This is a genomic window from Francisella sp. XLW-1 (assembly GCF_008711455.1).
GTDB classification, from domain to species: domain Bacteria; phylum Pseudomonadota; class Gammaproteobacteria; order Francisellales; family Francisellaceae; genus Francisella; species Francisella salimarina.
In genome coordinates, this window is the sequence record NZ_VXKP01000005.1 from 36,193 (window position 1) to 55,892 (window position 19,700).

A 19,700-nucleotide genomic window follows, 5' to 3' on the forward strand; every position below is an offset into this window, starting at 1 on the left:
TTATTTTTCAGATCTGTGCACTTCACGCACTATATATAAAGGTCGATGTTTTGTTTCTATAAATATTCTGCCAATATAACTTCCTAACATTCCTATACCAATCATCTGTAATCCACTAAAGAATAGTATAAAAGTTATTAGAGATGGGTAGCCGGGAACATCTATACCAAAAATAAGAGATTTTAATATAAAGAATGAGCCGTACAAAAAGCTCATAAAAGCAACAAAAACACCAATATAAGACCATATTTCTAATGGTGCACGGCTGAAGCTTGTAATACCATCTATAGAGAATTTAAATAGTTTCCAGTAGTTCCATTTAGTCTGTCCAGCAACTCTTTCTTCCCTTGCATGGTAAACGATTTTCTCTTTGAAGCCTATCCATGTAAGAAGACCTTTGTTAAAACGTACTTTTTCTTTAAGCTCAAGAAAAGCGTTAATAGCAGCTCTATTTAACAGTCTATAGTCTCCGGCGTTAGGAGTAAGTTTAGTTTCACTGATCTTGTTCATTACAGTATAGAAAAGTCCTGCTGTATGCTTCTTCGTTGAAGTGTCTGTGTCACGATTTTCTCTAACGGCAGTTACAACCTCATAGCCATTTAGCCAGTGCTCAACCATCTCTAGAATAAGTTCGGGTGGATCTTGTAGATCTGCATCAATAGAAATAGCAGCATCACCTTTACAGTTGGCAAAACCGGCGAATAATGCAGCTTCTTTACCAAAGTTACGGGATAAATCAACGATAGCAATTTCTGGAATGCTTTTTTGTTTTTCTAGAAGAAGCTCTAAGGTGTTATCATTACTTCCATCATTTATAAATACTAGTTCATAATTAGTTGGCAGTTGATTTAAAATTGGCATTAATCTATTAAAAAGGTGATCAATACCTTCTGATTCATCTTTTACAGGTATAATTATACTCGTAAGTTTATTCACTTTGTCCATCTGTTCAATCGAAATTTACTAATCTTATACTTTATTTTAAATATATTAACAGATTTGAGCAACTTATATTTGATGGCTATTGTACGTTAACCTATTAGTATTATAAATATTGGGTTAAAGATTTTCGGTGCTAGTAGGTATTTTGGTATAATCACAGTTAATGTCAGTTTAAATATATGAGTATGATCTATAAATATAGTAGAGTTGCTATTATCGGTAAGCATTATAAAGAAGAAGTAAGTCAAACAGTAGAGATCCTACATGCTTATTTACAGCAACAAAATCTAGATGTGGTGGTAGAGGATGAAACTGCATCTGATACGACTTTGGAAAATATTACAACCGCAAGCTTAAAAGAGATAGCTTTGGTATGTGATGTTGCTATCGTTGTTGGTGGAGATGGTAATTTTCTTAAAGCATCTAGAGTTTTAGCATTATATAGCAATATTCCTGTTATTGGTGTAAATAAGGGTAAGCTTGGTTTTTTAACAACTCTTGCTGCAGATAATAATGCCTTAAGAAGAGACCTTGATGCTATATTAAAAGGGGACAGTTCAGTTACCAAAATGAGTATGCTGAAATGTCGTGTTGATGATAATTTACGTGCACCTCTAGAGGCGTCTATCGCATTAAATGAAATTGCTATAACTTCTAGTAGGGGGTTGATGTTTGGTTTGAAGGTCTATATAGATGGTCGATATGCTTTTGATCAAAGAGGTGATGGACTTATTGTTGCTACACCAACAGGCTCAACAGCACATGCAATGTCAGCCGGTGGACCTATTTTGAATCCTAATCAAAGTAGTGTGGTTTTGGTGCCAGTATGCTCTCATTCATTAAATAGTAGACCTTTGGTTATATCAGATACAAGTGTTATAGATATTTATATAACAGATTACAATGACCCAGAACCTGTTTTAAGCATTGATGGTAGACATGATACTATTTTAAGATCACATCAGAAAGTAACTATTCAAAAAGCGCAGAAAAAAGTCACTGTCTTGCATACTAAAGATTATAATTACTATGATACTCTAAGAGAAAAGTTAGGTTGGAGTAAAGTTCTATTCTAAAAAAGCTCAATTAATATAATTACTACAAAAATAGTTATAAAAATAGCAGACACAAATTCAATTTTTTTGATGTTTCTAAAAAACACTTGCCTAAGTTTATTGTTACCAAAGAAAGTAGCAACAATTGCGAACCAAATAAATGTACTTAGAGCTATAGCAATCCAGACAGCAATTTTGCCAAAGCTTGGAAGTTGAGCAACTAAACTAAGCATCGAGCTAAAGAAAACCAGTACCTTAGCATTAGCAAGATTTGTGAAAGCACCGTTCAAGAAAAGTTTAATGTTAGTAGGCTTATCAAAATTATCAAGGTTTTTTATATGCTCATTTGCATTAGGGTTTAATTGTTGTTTTGTAAAAATATTCTTGTATAAGTTATATGCTATGTACGCAAGATAAATGACACCTAGAAGTATTAATGCTTTGAACAGTAATGGCTGTTTATAAAGGAGGAATGAACCAAACCAGTAGACTATAAAAGTATTTAGAAGAATTCCACTAGCAACGCCAAATGCGGTATATATTCCTGATCTATGTCCAAATTTGATAGAGTTGCTTATGGTTACAAAGAAGTCAGGACCAGGTAATACAAGACAACTTACTTGTAAAGCTAGAATTGTTAAAAAGATTAGCACAGTTATACTCTTATTTTTGTTTTACTTGCGATAGAATAGTAGTAATAAAATTGCAATAAATCTAGAAAAATGAGTGATAATTCTAAAGAAAGTTTACGCCAGATAAAAAGTTATGTCCAAAGAGCTGGCAGAGTGACAAAAAAGCAGCAACAAGCCCTTGATGATTATGCATCTAAATATATGGTTGAATATGATCAAAATAAAAGTTTAGACTTCTCTGAAATCTTTAAAAATTCTAATGATGTAGTATTAGAGATAGGTTTTGGAATGGGTGGATCATTAGTACAAATGGCTCTAGAAAATCCTAAAAAAAATTATTTAGGGATTGAAGTTCACAAAGCAGGAGTTGGTAATATTCTCTATGAAATTGAGCATCAAAACATATCTAATCTTTTAGTTATGAGTCATGATGCTGTAGAAATATTAGAAAATATGATATCTGATGATTCTTTGTCAGGAATGCAGATATATTTTCCAGATCCATGGCATAAGAAAAAGCATAATAAACGAAGATTAGTGAATCAATCAAATGTTGATTTATTTGCTAAAAAACTCAAAATAGGTGGTGTGTTTCATTATGCTAGTGATTGGTTACCATACGCAGAGGAAGTTTTAGAACTTCTTGAAAATGATGATAAATACAAAAATCTATATGATGGATTCGCACCGCGACCAGAATGGCGACCTTTGACAAAATTTGAAAAGCGAGGTCAGAACCTCGATCATCCAATATCAGATATTCTTTTTGAAAAGATTTAGGGATAAAAAGTGAAAATAGCTAGATATAAAAGAGGGTTCATAAAAGCTAGTGAGTATAACAGCAAACTCCATTTTGATAATATTTTTTGTCCAGATTGTGGCAAAGCTAAACTAAAAATAGTACGTAAAGCTGATCAAGAACCATACTTTGCTTTTGTGGCAGACCAAAAACATGATGAGCTCTGTCCAAGGGTTGCTAAGCCAATTCAGGATGAAAAAATTAAAGAATTAGTTTTAAGTGATTCAAAAAAAGACATGAGTAAGTTGAATTTTTTAGTAAATAAGAATTTAGAAAAATGTATAAATCTTGTTACTAAACTAGAGAATGATGGCAAGCTTAACAAAGAAGAAGAGCTTAATCTGATGCCACAAAAGAAGCAGCAACTTACGGAAAATCGTATTAGAGAGTATTCAAGACAAGATATTTTAACTATTAATATCCTTGATTTAGATTCTATCGATACTAATGTACTTAACAACAAACACTGCTTGATCTATGGTATTGCGGGGATTACATTATCTGATATTGGAGAAAGTAAAAAATTGTTTTTTAAGGCAGATCAAGACTCTAGGTTTTCAATATTTGTGGTACCTAGTCAGATTAAGTATCTTGATTTTGATAAAGGTAAGAGAGCAAAGTTTGCAGTATTTGGTAAGTTTAAAAAATCTGGTAAATTTCTAAATTTAGAAATTCGTTCAACGCGTGATCTAGTTATTGGAGATTAGGGTATGCACGTAAAAATAAGATATGAAACTTTAAAGGATCAAGAACAGATATATAACCTAATATCTGAAGCATTTGATACCAAAGATGAAGAGAGATTAGTTAGACTTTTACATACTGACCATCAAAGTCTAATATCTTTAGTTGTTGAGACTGATAACGGCAATATAATAGGTCAAGCAATTCTTTCAAAAATGACAACGGAAAAATCTACTAATCTAAAAATATATGGATTGGCTCCAATGTCTGTCGCACCTGAATATCAACATAAGGGGATAGGTACTAAGCTTATAGAGATGATGATAAAAGAAGCTAGAGTAAATAGTATTGATGCAATATTTGTTTTAGGGCACCCTAGTTATTATCCAAAATTTGGTTTTAAGTCTACTACAACATATAAAATAAAGTGTGAATATGATGTGCCCGAAGATGTTTTTATGGTGTTAGATTTATCGAATAAATTGGATCAGTTAAAAGATCAGAAGGTTTATTATGCCGAAGAGTTTAGGAAAGTCTTTTAGAGATTGTATAAGAAAATGGTTCAGTTATTTTATTGCTATTGAGCAAATGTTTTTTATTAGATATAGGGAGAAGTAGATGAAAATCCTCACAAATTGTAAAATATATAGTGGACTAGAAATATTGGATAATCATTCTGTTGTTATGAATGGCCAAACTATTCAAGATATAATCCATAATTCTAATATAAAGGATTATTCAGATTATGAAATTATAGACTTAAAAGGTGAGAATATTGCACCAGGATTCATTGACCTGCAAGTAAATGGTTTTGGAGGGTTTCTTCTAAATGATGATGTCAGTGAGGATTGTCTAAAAGGCATATTTGAGTCTTCAAAGAAATATGGGGCAACAACAGTGCTGCCAACATTGATTACAACTTCTGATGAAAATATCTTAAAAGCATTGAAATTGGTGAGGGATTATAAAGATAAATATCAATATAATATTCCAGGTCTTCATCTTGAGGGTCCCTATATTAGCAGAACTAAAAAAGGGGTTCATAATATTGATCATGTTAGAGGACCTGATTCTAAAATTATAGATACAATAATAGAGTATGCTGATTGTGTGAAAATTCTGACCCTGGCTCCAGAAGTTTGTGATTCATCCACTATCAAGAAACTAGCTAATGCTGGAATAACTGTTTCTTTGGGTCATACAAATGCAACTTATGAAGAAGCATTTAATGGCATTGAATCAGGTATAACTATGGCAACACATTTGTATAATGCTATGAGTGGATATCAAGGTAGAAATCCTGGTGCTATAGGTGCAGTCCTAAACTCATCAAATGTATATGCTGGAATCATCGCTGATGGGTTTCACTTAGACTATTCATCATTAGAAGTTGCTAAGAAGTTACTCAAAGAAAAATTAATCCTTGTAACAGATGCAGCAGCTCCAGCAGGTACAGATATGGAAGAATTTGTCTTTGAAGGTGCGGTTGTCTATCACAAAAATGGTAAGCTAACTACAGCTGATGGGACTTTGGGCGGATCTGCTTTGACAATGATGGGTGCGGTTAAAAATACAGTTGAGAATACTTTTATACCTCTTGATGAGGCACTAAGAATGGCGTCCACTTATGCAGCAGAATCGATTAATTTAGGGAGTTTATTAGGGAAGATAAAGTCCGGATATATAGCGAACTTGGTTATATTTGATAATGGTTACAATATTTCAAAGGTAGTTGATAAAGGTGAGATTAGTACTTATGGCTAATAAGAAATCTAAAAATTTTTTTTAAAATAATTGACTTCTCAATTTCATATAAATATAATCATGGTGTTTGTCTATTTGGTTAGATAATTCAATTAGGCCCGGTGCTTATCTGCTGGTTATATAATCCTCAATTGACCCGAATGGATTTATTTAGTTTAAATAACGATAAATCAACAAGAGGATAATAATTATGAAAAAAATATATCGTGCAAGTATCTTTACATTCAACAAAAATGCAACGCTTCAGTCACTATTAGGTCATAAGGTTGACAACTTATTTTCTGATTCAAAAGACTATACATTTCTAAGAGATGGTGCAGTTGTTGTAGAAAATGGTTTGATAACTGAGGTTAACGATTTTCATAAGATTAACATAGGTGAGAATGATAAGTTGATAGACTACTCTGGTAAATTAATTATGCCAGGACTTATCGATACACATATGCATACAACTCAAACAAAAGCTGTAGGTGCCTATGGCGAAAAGCTTTTAGAGTGGTTAGATGGATATATTTTTCCAAGTGAAGCTAGCTTTAACAGTAGCTCTTTAGCTCATAAGGAGTTTGATATACTTTTCAAAGAATTATTTAAGAGTGGAACTACAACTATATGTGGATACGCTCCAAGTGCTTATGACGGTACAGATATAGTTTTTGAAATAGCTCAAAAATATAATATGAGAGTAGTGCTTGGAAATACTATTATGACTCAAGGTAATAAAGAAATAATTACAGATGCTCAAACCAGTATGAAAATCTCTGAGAAGCTTTGTAATAAGTGGCATAATAGAGGACGTGCTAGTTACGCTCTTACCCCAAGATTTGCTCTTAGCTGTGATGATGAAACTCTTAACTTATGCAAAGAGTTCATGCAATCGCATAAAGATGTTTATGTACAAACACATTTAAGCGAAAATTTAAATGAAATCAAAGATACTTTAGCGATGTATCCAAATGCTAAGGATTATCTAAATGTTTATGAGAACTATTCATTAATTACGGATAAAACTATTTTAGGACACTGTATCCACTTGTCAGATAGTGAATGGAATAGAATGAAAGATCAAGGTGTTGTTATAGCAAGTTGCCCAACTAGTAATAACTTCCTTGGCAGCGGTCATTTTGACTACAAAACGGCCATTGAAAAAGATATCAAGCTAACATTAGCTACTGACTGGGCAGCAGGTAATACTCTAAGTATGCTTCGTGTAATGGATGATGCTTATAAGGCTGCATTATTAAACTCCTATAAACTTGAAACTTTGATACGCCTGTTCTCTTCTACTCTAGGTAGTGCAAAAGCGCTAGATTTAGGCGATAAAATTGGCAGCTTAGAAAAAGGTAAAGAAGCTGATTTTATAGTTATTAATACTGACAATAATTCTCTACTTAAATATAGACTTGAATCTGCATATAATCTTCAAGACTACTTATTCTCAGTTATTTCTTTAGGAGATGATCGTTTAATTGATGCTACATATATATATGGAAGCAAAGTTCATTAATTACGATTATTAACTAATTCACATTACAAAACGTTAAATCAATAATTATAAATAGTGTAGTATCTTATTTGTAGATGGCATATTTTTAATTATTTGTTTGTAGGTTTGTACCTAAGGAGAATATCTATGAGAGCTATAAATTATACGCGTTGGGCTATTACAGAGTTGTTTTTTACAATGAGTGTTTTTTCAGCTGTATTATTTGGGACTTATGCGTTATCAATAAGATTGGATAATCATTTGACAGATACTAATCTGTCAATATTATCAGGAGTTTTTTTTGTAGTATTTGCTCTTTCTCAAGTGTGTGCTGGGGTATTAATAAATAAGTTATCACCTAAATTATTGCTTAGTAGTTCAGCATTTGTATCTGCTTTGGGCGCACTTTTGTTTGCACACACTACCGTATTTGAGCTACTGGTAGTTGCAAGGATAATGCTTGGTTTGGGTTTGGGGTGTACATTTGTAGGAGTGCTTTATGTTGTGCAGACTAATTTTTCAGATCATCAATTTGCATTTTTTTCATCCTTGAGTCAGAGTATTGCTAACATTTTTGCAGGTATGTTGGCACTATTTGCAGGTAAGGCTTTGAGTCAATATTCATATACTTATGTTTTTGATATTCTTGCAGTAATGTTTATTATCTGTACTATTGGTCTTAGTATCTTGTTACCTCATAAGACAAGAACTACGAGTGACAGTGATCTACAACAACCAGTAATATCTAGAATATGGAGTATTCTTTCAAAACGAAATTTTTGGTTAGCATCATTTTACTTTACAGGTTTGTTTGGATCAATTTTGACATTTGCAGATCTATATAATGTCACCTATGAAATGAAGGTGTTTGGTGTACCTCATGATACAGCTATCATGATGAATGGTTTGGTACCAATAGGAGTTGCAACAGGAGGAATTATTGCTGGATTTTTGGTATCAAGATACCAAAATAATAGACTTACAGCTATATGTTTTAGTTTGATTACACTCATTTTTCTTTGTTTAATTATGTATATAAGATGGCCAAATAGAAGTTTGGGATTTGAAATGGCTTTCTTGTTTAATTTTCTGTATGGTGTTGGGTGTGGAGGAGCTATGCTAGCATTCCAAGAAATTCAGCTACTGTTCAAAGAGTTTTCAATAAGACCATTAGCTAATTCATTAGTGCTAACATTTGCTTATCTATTTAATGGAATGATTATACAACCATTGACGGGATATATCATTGGTGAAACAAGGGTTGTACACTATTTTAATCAATCTTCGCCTTATTCAAGATGGCTATATGATACTAGTATTCATAATGAATGGCATAAGTTTAATAGTGGTTTACTTATTATCGTATTGATAATAGTAATTAGTTTCGTAAGTAGTATTTTCTTTACCAAGAAAAAATCAAGCTAATTATTTTCTATATACTGAATTATATCATTGATTACTAAATTAGAATTTGCTAATATATAGCTAGAAATTAACAAACATTGATCATAACTATGGATTTGATACAAATGAAAGATAATGCAAACAAAGCTTCGTCTTTATTAAGAGCAATATCTCATGAATCTAGACTTTTGATACTTTGTTTATTACTAAGACATGAAATGAGTGTTGGGCAGTTAGCGGAGTTTTCTGATCTTAGTCAGTCAGCATTTTCTCAGCATTTGTCTGTTTTGAGGAAAGAGGGACTTGTTAAGACTAGGAAAGAATCACAAACAGTTTTTTATAGTTTAAATGACCCTGCAGTAACTAAAATATTAGAAGCGTTATATGGCATATATTGTGGTGATGATAACAATTAAAAAATTTGAATAAAATATTAGTAATAACTAAATTAGAAGTAGCTTAATAATATAAAGGAGAGCAAATATGAGTAAAGTAAAAAATATTTCAGTTAAAGACTTTTTGGAATTACAAGAAAAAGAAAAAGTAAGATTAATAGATATCAGAACAACAGGTGAACATAACAGAGAGTGTATTGATTGTGCTGAAAATATAACAGTTGATGAAATATATGATGCAGATATTAAACCTGATGAGATTGTAGTACTTCACTGTCAGTCTGGTAACAGAACTAATCAGGCAGCAACTAAAGTAAAAGATCTAAATGCAAAAGCAGTATATTTGTTAGAAGGTGGCTTGAATGCTTGGAAACAACACAAACAACCTACAAAAAAAAATGTTAAAGAACCTCTACCAATAATGCGTCAAGTACAGATAATAGTTGGTTTTATGGTATTGTTGGGTGTAGTGCTTTCGTTTACAGTATCACAATACTTCGCAATTTTGAGTGGATTCTTTGGTGCAGGACTTTTATTTGCTGGGTTAACAGGCACATGTGGTTTAGCAGTTATGTTAGAATTTTTACCATATAATAAAAGAAAATAACACTTTATATAATATTTCTAGAGGAGCTCAGTAATGGCTAAAAAATATCTCATAGTTGGTGGTGTTGCTGCAGGTGCATCAGCAGCTGCAAGGCTAAGAAGGCTTGATGATAAAGCAGAGATAGTAATGTTTGAAAAAGGACCACACGTATCATTTTCTAACTGTGGTTTACCTTATCATTTAGGTGGGCATATCGAACCAGCTGAAAAATTAATCTTAATGACGCCTGAAAAGTTTGATACAAGATATAATATTGAGGCTCGTACAAATTCGGAAGTTGTTAGTGTTGATAAATCAAACAAAACTGTAACTGTTATAAACAACATAACTGGAGAAGAGTATACTGAAAGTTATGATAAGCTAGTGTTAGCTGTAGGTGCTAAGCCGATAGTTCCTCCTTTTAAGGGTCTTGAGACAATCAATCACTTCATATTAAGAAATGTTGTCGATGTCAAAAAAATCCATAAAGCTGTTTTTGATAGTGAAAAATCTGTCAAAGACGTGACAGTTATAGGAGCAGGCTTCATTGGTATTGAGGTTGCAGAAAATCTTAAAGAAAGAGGCTTTAATGTAACTATAGTTGAGATGGCTAACCAAATTATGCGTCCATTTGACTATGAAATGGTCAAATACCTAGAAAAAGAGTTATTAGACCATGATATAAATTTGATGTTATCTGAAAAAGTAGTCGGTTTTGAATCTGATAAGGTTCTACTTGAATCTGGTAAAGAAGTTAAGTCGGATCTAGTAGTTTTGGCTATTGGTGTGGCTCCTGACACTGCATTTCTAAAAAATGTAGGTATTGATCTAGCTAAAAGTGGTCATATACTTGTTAATGAGAATTATCAAACATCAGATAAAAATATTTATGCAGCAGGCGATGCTATATTGGTTAAAAATGCTCTTACAGGTCAAGATTTTAATTTGCCGTTAGCAGGACCAGCTAATAAGCAAGGTCGCTTGATTGCAGATCATATAAATGGTAGAAAAATTGTAAACAAAGGCTATATTGCTTCATCAATCATTCAGATATTTGACTATACTGGCGCAGCAACAGGTTTAAACGAAGCTTGGATTAAGTTTCATAATTTAGATATCGATTATCAGGTAGCATATACAGCACCATTTGATAGAGTAAGTATCATGCCTAATGCTCAAAATGTATTTACAAAAATATTGTTTGAGAGTAACACAGGTAAACTTCTAGGTGCTCAGACAATTGGTAAAGGTATAGTTGATAAGAGGGCGGATGTGTTTGCAACAGCTATCAAAGCGGGTATGACAGTAGAAGATCTTCAAGATCTTGAGTTATGTTATGCTCCTCCATATTCAACAGGTAAAGATGTAGTTAACCATACTGGTTATGTTGCTAATAATCTTTTAAATGGAGATTTTAAACAGGTTCTATTTACTGATGTTGAAAAGCTTTTAGCTGAGAATGCTCAAATTATTGATGTTAGAGAATTTGGTGAGATATCTAAGGGTATGTTAGCAGGTGCTAAAAATATACCAATGTCTGAGATTAGAAATAGATTGTCAGAGCTTGATAAAACTAAGCCGGTATATGTACATTGTCAGTCAGGTCAAAGATCATATAATGTAACTCTAATGTTACAACATCATGGCTATGATGTTTATAATATTGCAGGTGGTTATGCTATGATTTCTAATTATTATGGCACTATTGAGCGTATTACAGGCGAGCGTCGTATTTCAATAACTCAAACAAACTAGAACAGATAATATATCTAGGAGGAACTATGATTTTTAGACAACTAATTGATAGAGATACTTATACCTATACTTATATTTTAGGTTGTGAGCAAACTAGGGAAACTATAATAATAGATCCTGTAAGATTTAATGTTCAACAGTATTTAAAACTATTGAGAGAACTTGATCTTAAATTGATTTATGCTGTAGATACGCATGTTCATGCAGATCATGTAACAGCAGCGGGTATTTTAAGAAAAGAAACAGGCTGTGATATAGTACTTGGTGGTGAGAGTGCAGCTCAATGTGCTACTAAAAAAGTATTTGATGGAGATATACTAACATTTGGTAATTATCAGATTAAGGCAATATATACACCAGGCCATACAGATGACTCTTACTGTTTTATAACAGAGAATATGCTTTTCACTGGAGATACTTTGCTAATTAGAGGTTCGGGTAGAACTGATTTCCAAAATGGTGATTCTTATGCTGCATATGAGAGTATTATGACTAAACTTATGACTTTACCAGGTAGTACAATTATTTATCCAGGTCATGATTATAATGGTGTTACTAGTAGTAGTGTTGCGGAGGAAAAAAGAAATAATCCAAGACTACAAGTAAACTCGCCAGAAGAGTACGCGAAGATAATGGATGATTTAAAACTACCTCCACCAAATTATATAGATATCGCAGTTCCAGCTAACCTAAAATGTGGTATAGAAGAAGAGTAATATGTTTTTGATTATATTTGGATTTATTTGTGGAATTGCTTTAGGCTTAACTGGTGGTGGTGGATCTATATTAGCTGTTCCATTACTCACTTATGGTGTAGGCTTAGACTTTCATACTGCGGTTCCTATTTCTCTTCTTGTAGTAGGCTTTACAGCTATTTTTGGTCTTGTAGTTAACTATAAGCAACATGATATTAGTTATTTAGCTGCTGCAATAATGATTACTACAGGAGTTATGTTTGCTCCAATTGGCAGTTATGTATCTCAAGGCTTATCAGACAAGGTGTTAATGATTAGCTTCTCTATACTTATGATTACAATAGGTATTTGGAGTTTGATAAAAGCAAAAGTTATGTCTGGTGCTGAGAAATCAATATGTGAGAGTATCGCTCCGAAGTGTATTACTGCATTATTAGTAAGTGGTGCAATTGTTGGTACTTTGACTGGATTCTTTGGAGTTGGTGGTGGATTTTTGATAGTGCCTGCGTTGGTATTTATAACAGCTATGCCAATTAAAAGAGCTATAAATACTTCTTTATTAGTAATATTTGTTGTATCTATATCTGGGTTTATATCGCATTACGAAGAAGAGCATATGAGTTGGTATGTGGCTGGTATGTTTATAATTGGTAGTGTAATTGCGATGTTAATAGCTACTAAACTTAAAAAAAGACTTAATGATAAAATCTTACAAACATTATTCGCTATTATGTTGGTTGTGCTTGGAGCAGTGATTTATTTTATTAATTAACAATCTTCAGCTTTAACTGTTTTAAAGCCATAGAATGCTGCGAAAGCTTGGTTATTTGTGTTATTGCTATCACATGTTATCGCTTCAAAAGTTATACCATATGGTTGAGCTTCTCCATGAAGCTCGAACGTTGGTATAGTAATATTTTCTATATTTTTGTTGTGCAATTCTGTAATAAGCTTTTGTCTATTTTGATTAAACTTATAAATTGAGTAATATGCACTTCCCATAACTCCCATGATAATTAATAAACCTATCAGAAAAAGGATATGAATTTTCTTGAAGGCTTTATAGATAGTTGTAACTGCTATGCTCTGATTGTCATAAAATTGTTGCATCACTGCAATAAAAAAGATTATGTAGTATATCAACATTAGCCTAATCTGTAAGCCGTAACTAGTCGCAAGAGGAGCCATTATAAAAATTGATATAATTAATGTTAGTGAGTATATCAATACGCTAATTTTTGAGTTCTTTTGATTAGTAATGGCTAAAATAAAGTATAGGATAAATAGCCATACAATAATCATCGTATGAGGCCATAAATTGTATTTGAATATATGAATGAAGTAAAGAAGCTGATTTAAAAGAGAAATGTTTTGGTCATTCGACATTTGATCCATTCTAACGTAATTACCTGGAGCAGCTATTAAAATAGCCCCTCCAATCAAAAGACCTGTCAAGAAAAACAGAATCCCTTTGTTTATAGTTTTGTTATTTATTTTTCTCTCAATAAAATATGCTAAACAAAATAAGAGTAGTACTGCAACAAACTGCTCATTATATAGGCCTATAAATAGGCCTCCTAACAAGCTAATTAAGTAGAAGCTTTTATTTTCGATTATTAAATAATAATACAAAACAATAAGGATTGTATATCCCCATAAGTATTGTATAGCAGCAGTTTTCCATATTACTTGACCTATGAAACCTGTCCATGTGAACATTAAAGCAAAGAAGAATGAATATATAATAAAATCTTTTGATGCTAGACTATACTTGTTTCTAGTCACAATTTTAAAGATAAATATTATAAATAAGCTCATGGATATTGAGCTTATAGTATTTATAGTTAGCAATGATAATGTTAAGTATTTTTTTGAAAATAGTGCATATACTAAAGCTTGAGCAGATATTCTACCCGTCCAGCCTGTATAATCTTGGATTAGAAAATGAAAAAAAGTACCATTTACTAGAGTATCATTAATAGCACGCCAAAAATCATCCATAGCCAATGGTTGGCAAAAATTCAAAAATAGAAAATAAGAGAAAATAGCTAAAATTATAAGTAATTTAGACTTTAAAAGATTATTCATTATTTAAGATTTATAATTTAAAAATTAAATCATTATAACGTATATGAGACTATTTTTGCAAAAATAGTATTACGTGGTAGTGCAAATTAGCCAAGAAGTTTGTGTGTTAAGTATACGATTTAATTGGTTTTTAACCATCCAGTAATGCTAAGTCTTTTATTTTTCGTAAGTACAGGTAACACTTCATGTTCAATGGTTTTGCTATCAAAGAGAACTATTTTTCCATTAGTTGGAAATATTTGTAATGTTTGATTATTAAGATATAGTTTTAACTCTCCACCGAAAGATTCATTCCAAATTTCATTAAGATAGCAGACTATAGATATCGTTCTTCGATCATCATTTTGAAAGGTATCGATATGTTTTTTATAGAATGATCCTTTAGGATAAGCTGCGTAGTGAAACTCCTTTGTTACAATTCCGGCAAAACACGTTTTATTAAGGTAGTCAATAAAACTATTTATCTTTTTAAAGAATGTTGCGGCATGTTTTGTTTCATCTAACCAAAAAATAAAGTCATTACGTATTGATCTTTCTAAGTTTTCATTCAAGCGATTACCTATTGCGGATTTTTTAAAGCAATCAGCATCATAAAAATGATTAAGCTCTTTGCGTAGTTGAATAGTTTCATCATTAGTTAGCCAGTTATCCATAACGCAGAACCCATTGTTAAGATAATCACTAATTATCTTTTCATAAAAAAGATTAATTTCGAATAAATCAGACATACAATGCCCAATTAGTAAAGAGTAAGGAATTATATATCAGAAACTAAAAATCAGTTATCTATTTTTATGATAAAGTCTTCTAAATATTCATCAACATCTAACTCATATTCAGAAATAGCAAAATGCTTAGCAGATTTTTTTTGTTTGTGCATCTCATCAGTTGAGCCCGTGTTTAAATGATGCCAGTCAGGTAGGTCTTTATTTTGTAGTAAAAGCTTATAGCTACAACTATTAGGTAGCCATTTATGGGCATGATTTTTAAGTTGTTTATATGTTAGGTTTATACAGTCAGGCACAATCTGCTTTCTTTTTTCATACATGCTGCATTGGCATTTTCCGATATCTAAAAGCTTACAGCTAACTTTTGTATAGTAGACATCATCAGTTTCATCATCTTGAAGCTTATTTAAACAGCAAAGGCCACATCTATCGCAAATGGATTCCCATTGCTCTTTACTCATATCTTTTAGATCAATTTCTTGCCACCATTTACTCATAATTTATTCATCTATGATAGTTTGAGAAGTATTAAACTAAATTTTTTGACAAAAATACAGTCCAAAGAGAAAACTATTTAAGAGACTTTTTGAATAGGTTGACTTAATACTGGAGAAATACCTGTTTGTACAAAGATTTGTTGCTGGATTTTTGCAAAAGCATTTTCGTATGCTTGAGGGTCCAAGATAGCATAAGAAGTGTTTATTGGAGCAGCTCCTTGATTAGGATCAGGGGTTGATTGATAAACTACAAAGTTAATTCTAATGCTAGAGTCTTTGGTTGATTGTCTATAAGGTTGAATAAATGCTGTAGCTTCAGTATATTCAGATTGCCCCCAGCCATTAGCATTTTCAGTACTTTTAGCTGTAATAATGCCGGTATTGAAGTTAGCATCTTGGATGATATAACCGAGATTTTGCATAACAGTAACTGTAGCATCAAAAGCTGTTCGTAAATCAACATTAAAAACTTTTGTTTGCATAAGTTGAATTTGAAGAGGTGTTAAATTTGGTTGCTGTGGTCCTGATGATATACATCCTGATAAAGCTAAAACAACTAAGTAAACTAAAAGACTAAATTTCTTACGCATATTATAAAAGCCTCATCTAGAAGTTAGTTGATAATGATTTATAGTTAGAGACAATATTATCCTTGAATGTGATAATTATAGTCATAGTTTTTTGTGATTGCATGAATCCTGATTCTTGTGTATTTTCGCCGGTTATCAGTAGAGTCAAAAAACCATCTCTAGACGCATTATTCTCTACAGTTGCATTTGTCTGATATGTCCAGACTGATTCTCCATTTGCGTTTTGAGTAACTATATTAGGAGAGCCAAAAGCATTTATGACTTCATCTTTGGTTGTTACACCTTTTTTAAGTGTTAAAGAAACATTTCCAGAAGTATAGGGAGTTTTTACAAATCCAACATCTTGAGGGTTAGTATTATTTACGCAAGAGTTAAGGATAAATACTATTCCTATTAAACATATAATCTTAAATTTCATAATAGTCTCACTAGTTACAAGAAGTAGTTTTAATCAAAAATCATTTTATAATAGATCGGATAATAATGATATCTAAAACTTATAATTTAAAGTACTAATCACTCATAAGAACTATATATATTATTGTTAATAATGTATAATCTAGAACCATAAAATTCCCTAATAAATTATATCTATATAACAATTATGAAAACTACTGCTAGAGCTAGAAATAACGCTCGTTTATATACTGTGCAGGCTTTGTACCAAAAAAAGGTTGCAGATCATACATTTTCTGAACTAAAAACTCAATATTATGCAGATAATGCAGAGAGACACTATACTGACTGGGATCTTTTTTATAGATTAATAGATGCAGTTAGAGAAAATCAAGATACTATAGATGGCTATATACAAGATAATTCAAAAAATGGTGTTGAGTCTATAAATTATGTTGATTATGCAGTACTTCAAGTCGCTATAGCAGAATTGATAGAGTGTCTAGAAAATCCATATCAAGTTATTATAAAAGAATATGTTGAAATTTGTTATAGTATGGGGACAGAAGAGGGATATAAATTCGTCAACGCTGTTTTACAAAACCTTGCTAAGTCGATTAGAGGTGAAGAGTAAACTTATCTTGTGATGCAAGAAAATTAAACTTATCACGATGTTCTTGTTGTTTGTTCTTATCTAAAGTTGCTGTTAGTATAGTTTCTTTATATTCTTCATGAGCTAAAACATCTCCATTATAGTCAATAATCATACTATCTCCAGAATAGCTAAAGTTAGGATCATTTCCAACTCTATTACAAGCGATAACATAAGCTTGATTTTCTATTGCTCTTGCTTTTAGTAATGACTTCCAATGCTCACGACGAGATTCTGGCCAACAAGCAACATTTAGTAGTACATCATATTCATTATTATTACAATTAAATACAGGGAATCTTAAATCAAAACACACTGTTAGCAATATGTTGAAACCTTTGTAGTTAATAATTTGACGATTATTGCCGCTAGTATATTTTTTATCTTCTCCAGCATGTATGAAAAGATGATTCTTGTCATAAGTAAAAACTTGCTTGTCAGGAGTTACAAAGTAAAGTCTATTGGCAATTTTATTTTCTGTAAAAGTTGCAGCACTACCTACAATTGCATAGTTTTTACCTTTTACTTGATTATACATCCATTCGATAATATCTTCTTCAGAGCTAGCCTCATTAGTAGGATTCATTATAAAACCAGTGTTAAACATTTCACAAAGTACTACAAGGTCAGTTTCTTTATGGATATCTGCAATCTTATTCTCGATAGTTCTATAATTTGCTTGCTTATCATCCCAAATAATATCTGATTGAATTATGCTAACTTTTAGTTTTGACATATATGTTCCTTATTCGGAGTTAGGATATCTTCTGAGAGTTTAGCAGTATTTTTCATAATCGTTAAGAATAAAATGCTATATACAAAATATAATTTGTTGACAAATAAATAGCACAATAACATAATAATCCTAATTTATTTTGATACCTATATGAGGAAATTATGAAAATTATAAAACTAAGAAATTATGCTCTATTATCTATACTTATATTTGCTTTTGTTACCGGCTGTTCAACCGTCGAAAATAATAATGGTATAAAATATGTAGAGGGTTATTACATTGTAAATATGCCATATAGTTTTGACAAAGTTTATAGTTCTGCATATCAATCAATAAAAGCAGGGGAAACTTATACTTCTACTAGCGGTGCTCCTTATAATCTTGTTGTTAACAAGAAGACTAATGAAACAGCAACTTTAGAGGGTATAAACCCAAATGATCCGAGAGATACCATTAAAATAAATATAAAGAAAATATCTGACACAAGTACCAGCTTGGCTATCAAATATGGTAAAAATGGAAATTCTATGAGGTCTTCGGCAGAAGTGCAAATTATTGAAGGAAATATCAAGTACGACTAGTATTTGTCATTAAAGAAGTAAAAACTTTTATATCTTTGCAAGAATTTTTGCGCCTTTAATTATCTCATCATCTTTTTTAGCGAAGCAAAGTCTTAGTAGTCCATTTTGTGGTTTTTCAAATAATGACGATATTGGAACTAGGCCAATGCCATATTCTTTGATCAAATTAGAGGCAAAATCTTCATCAAACTCATTACTAATATCACTATAGTCTAACATCTGGAATGGAGAGCCATGCCATTCAAGAACTTTAAACCTAGTTCCTTCCAGATTTTCTCTTAAAAGCTGATTCTGTCTTTTATACAGTTTATTGAGATCTTCATAATACTCAGGGTGTTCAATTATACCTTCTGCTAATGCTAACTGTAATGGATGCACTGCTGAGAAGGTTGCAAATTGCTTTACTGCTAAGATATTTTTTATAACTTCAGCTGGAGCAATAGCTACACCTTGACGCCATCCAGTAACATTATAAGTTTTGCCTAAGGATTGAAGAACTATGAGCTTATCTCTAAGTTCAGCTATTTGTATGGCACTAGTGAAGTTTTCACCTGCGTAAATATGTTCATAAACCTCATCAGAAATTACTAAAAGATTTTTATTTTTAACTATTTTAGCAATTTCCTTGAATTCATCTTCTGATATCACAGTACCCATAGGATTATGAGGCGAGTTTAAGATAATAAGTTTTGTTCTATCTGTAATTGCATTTGCAATAGCTGGGATATCAATTCTACCATCTGCTAGTAGTTTCAGTCTTACGCATTTACCTTGATTAAGTTTTGTAGCTCCAACATACGTATCAAAAACTGGATCAAACATGATAACTTCATCACCTTGTCCGATATAAGCAGATATTAAAGTAAATAAGCCTTCTTGGGCTCCTGCTGTAATAGCCACATTTTCAATACCTATCTCTGCATCATAGCATTTTTTAGTTTTCGTTATTATGGCATTACGCAATGTAATAGTACCTGGTATTGGGGAGTATTGATTTTTTGCATGTTGCATATGAAAGTTAGCCCTATCAATTAACCATTCAGGAGTATCAAATGCAGGAGCTCCCTGAGTAAAGTTAAGGGCTTTATGTTCTGCCGCTAATGTTGCGAATCTGCCATAGACAGAAGGGGAAGTATCAATATAAGACTTAGCTTTAATCATATTATTCGTTATAAATTATTAGCATATTTACAGTATATAATAGAAATGTATTTATCAAGAAGAGTTTTGTGCGAAAA

23 protein-coding genes are annotated in these 19,700 nt (G+C 31.8%); 14 read left to right on the forward strand and 9 right to left on the reverse strand.

What is annotated here, in order from left to right; all coding sequences use genetic code 11:
- Complete coding sequence (locus F3D59_RS08430; protein ID WP_013922683.1) at positions 1-945, reverse strand: glycosyltransferase family 2 protein; 945 nt, start codon at positions 943-945, stop codon at positions 1-3.
- 182 nt (positions 946-1,127) lie between these two features.
- Between F3D59_RS08430 and F3D59_RS08435 the strand changes: the two genes are divergently transcribed.
- On the forward strand, positions 1,128-2,018 hold the full coding sequence (locus F3D59_RS08435; RefSeq protein ID WP_150464525.1) for an NAD(+)/NADH kinase: 891 nt from the start codon (positions 1,128-1,130) through the stop codon (positions 2,016-2,018).
- On the opposite strand, the gene F3D59_RS08440 is transcribed toward F3D59_RS08435, so the two are convergent.
- Positions 2,015-2,650, reverse strand: a complete 636-nt coding sequence (locus tag F3D59_RS08440) for a LysE family translocator (protein WP_146420677.1) — start codon at positions 2,648-2,650, stop codon at positions 2,015-2,017. The two genes, F3D59_RS08435 and F3D59_RS08440, sit on opposite strands and share 4 nt — an antisense overlap.
- 69 nt (positions 2,651-2,719) lie before the next feature.
- Here F3D59_RS08440 and trmB point away from each other — a divergent pair, with 69 nt between their 5' ends.
- From trmB to F3D59_RS08495, 11 genes are all read left to right on the forward strand, one after another.
- Positions 2,720-3,409: a tRNA (guanosine(46)-N7)-methyltransferase TrmB gene (trmB, locus tag F3D59_RS08445; RefSeq protein WP_150464526.1), complete on the forward strand. Its 690-nt coding sequence runs from the start codon at positions 2,720-2,722 to the stop codon at positions 3,407-3,409.
- 9 nt (positions 3,410-3,418) lie between these two features.
- Complete coding sequence (locus F3D59_RS08450) at positions 3,419-4,135, forward strand: hypothetical protein (RefSeq protein WP_150464527.1); 717 nt, start codon at positions 3,419-3,421, stop codon at positions 4,133-4,135.
- A gap of 3 nt (positions 4,136-4,138) precedes the next feature.
- Positions 4,139-4,654 (forward strand): GNAT family N-acetyltransferase, encoded by a 516-nt coding sequence (locus F3D59_RS08455; protein WP_150464528.1) that lies wholly within the window; start codon positions 4,139-4,141, stop codon positions 4,652-4,654.
- Between the two features lie 76 nt (positions 4,655-4,730).
- Positions 4,731-5,876, forward strand: a complete 1,146-nt coding sequence (nagA, locus tag F3D59_RS08460; protein ID WP_150464529.1) for an N-acetylglucosamine-6-phosphate deacetylase — start codon at positions 4,731-4,733, stop codon at positions 5,874-5,876.
- Positions 5,877-6,066: 190 nt separating this feature from the next.
- Positions 6,067-7,380 (forward strand): guanine deaminase, encoded by a 1,314-nt coding sequence (guaD, locus tag F3D59_RS08465; protein ID WP_150464530.1) that lies wholly within the window; start codon positions 6,067-6,069, stop codon positions 7,378-7,380.
- Between the two features lie 126 nt (positions 7,381-7,506).
- Positions 7,507-8,784: an MFS transporter gene (locus tag F3D59_RS08470; RefSeq protein ID WP_150464531.1), complete on the forward strand. Its 1,278-nt coding sequence runs from the start codon at positions 7,507-7,509 to the stop codon at positions 8,782-8,784.
- Positions 8,785-8,873: 89 nt separating this feature from the next.
- A complete protein-coding gene (locus F3D59_RS08475) occupies positions 8,874-9,179 on the forward strand; it encodes an ArsR/SmtB family transcription factor (RefSeq protein ID WP_150464532.1) in 306 nt (101 codons plus the stop codon).
- Between the two features lie 67 nt (positions 9,180-9,246).
- Positions 9,247-9,765 carry a rhodanese-like domain-containing protein gene (locus F3D59_RS08480; protein WP_150464533.1) on the forward strand — a complete coding sequence of 173 codons (519 nt, stop codon included), beginning with the start codon at positions 9,247-9,249 and terminating at the stop codon, positions 9,763-9,765.
- A gap of 33 nt (positions 9,766-9,798) precedes the next feature.
- On the forward strand, positions 9,799-11,499 hold the full coding sequence (locus F3D59_RS08485) for an FAD-dependent oxidoreductase (RefSeq protein WP_150464534.1): 1,701 nt from the start codon (positions 9,799-9,801) through the stop codon (positions 11,497-11,499).
- 26 nt (positions 11,500-11,525) lie between these two features.
- On the forward strand, positions 11,526-12,215 hold the full coding sequence (locus tag F3D59_RS08490) for an MBL fold metallo-hydrolase (protein WP_012280662.1): 690 nt from the start codon (positions 11,526-11,528) through the stop codon (positions 12,213-12,215).
- A gap of 1 nt (position 12,216) precedes the next feature.
- Positions 12,217-12,966 carry a sulfite exporter TauE/SafE family protein gene (locus tag F3D59_RS08495; RefSeq protein WP_150464535.1) on the forward strand — a complete coding sequence of 250 codons (750 nt, stop codon included), beginning with the start codon at positions 12,217-12,219 and terminating at the stop codon, positions 12,964-12,966.
- Here the strand turns inward: F3D59_RS08495 and F3D59_RS08500 are convergent.
- From F3D59_RS08500 to F3D59_RS08520, 5 genes are all read right to left on the reverse strand, one after another.
- A complete protein-coding gene (locus F3D59_RS08500) occupies positions 12,963-14,282 on the reverse strand; it encodes a DUF6056 family protein (RefSeq protein WP_224721180.1) in 1,320 nt (439 codons plus the stop codon). The genes F3D59_RS08495 and F3D59_RS08500 overlap by 4 nt on opposite strands.
- Positions 14,283-14,401: 119 nt before the next feature.
- Positions 14,402-15,010: a 2OG-Fe(II) oxygenase gene (locus F3D59_RS08505; RefSeq protein ID WP_150464536.1), complete on the reverse strand. Its 609-nt coding sequence runs from the start codon at positions 15,008-15,010 to the stop codon at positions 14,402-14,404.
- A gap of 50 nt (positions 15,011-15,060) precedes the next feature.
- Positions 15,061-15,507, reverse strand: coding sequence for a YcgN family cysteine cluster protein (locus tag F3D59_RS08510; RefSeq protein ID WP_013922700.1), 447 nt, complete (start codon positions 15,505-15,507; stop codon positions 15,061-15,063).
- 77 nt (positions 15,508-15,584) lie between these two features.
- Positions 15,585-16,097 (reverse strand): hypothetical protein, encoded by a 513-nt coding sequence (locus tag F3D59_RS08515; RefSeq protein ID WP_150464537.1) that lies wholly within the window; start codon positions 16,095-16,097, stop codon positions 15,585-15,587.
- Between the two features lie 16 nt (positions 16,098-16,113).
- A complete protein-coding gene (locus tag F3D59_RS08520; RefSeq protein ID WP_150464538.1) occupies positions 16,114-16,515 on the reverse strand; it encodes a hypothetical protein in 402 nt (133 codons plus the stop codon).
- 186 nt (positions 16,516-16,701) lie between these two features.
- Between F3D59_RS08520 and nusB the strand changes: the two genes are divergently transcribed.
- Positions 16,702-17,127 carry a transcription antitermination factor NusB gene (gene nusB / locus F3D59_RS08525; RefSeq protein WP_150464539.1) on the forward strand — a complete coding sequence of 142 codons (426 nt, stop codon included), beginning with the start codon at positions 16,702-16,704 and terminating at the stop codon, positions 17,125-17,127.
- Here the strand turns inward: nusB and F3D59_RS08530 are convergent.
- On the reverse strand, positions 17,111-17,881 hold the full coding sequence (locus F3D59_RS08530; RefSeq protein WP_150464540.1) for an amidohydrolase: 771 nt from the start codon (positions 17,879-17,881) through the stop codon (positions 17,111-17,113). The genes nusB and F3D59_RS08530 overlap by 17 nt on opposite strands.
- A 161-nt stretch (positions 17,882-18,042) precedes the next feature.
- On the opposite strand from F3D59_RS08530, the gene F3D59_RS08535 reads away from it, so the two are divergent.
- A complete protein-coding gene (locus tag F3D59_RS08535) occupies positions 18,043-18,462 on the forward strand; it encodes a DUF3568 family protein (RefSeq protein WP_150464541.1) in 420 nt (139 codons plus the stop codon).
- A 27-nt stretch (positions 18,463-18,489) separates the two neighbouring features.
- Here the strand turns inward: F3D59_RS08535 and F3D59_RS08540 are convergent, their stop codons facing one another.
- Positions 18,490-19,623, reverse strand: coding sequence for an aminotransferase class I/II-fold pyridoxal phosphate-dependent enzyme (locus tag F3D59_RS08540; RefSeq protein WP_150464542.1), 1,134 nt, complete (start codon positions 19,621-19,623; stop codon positions 18,490-18,492).
- Positions 19,624-19,700: the final 77 nt, after the last annotated feature.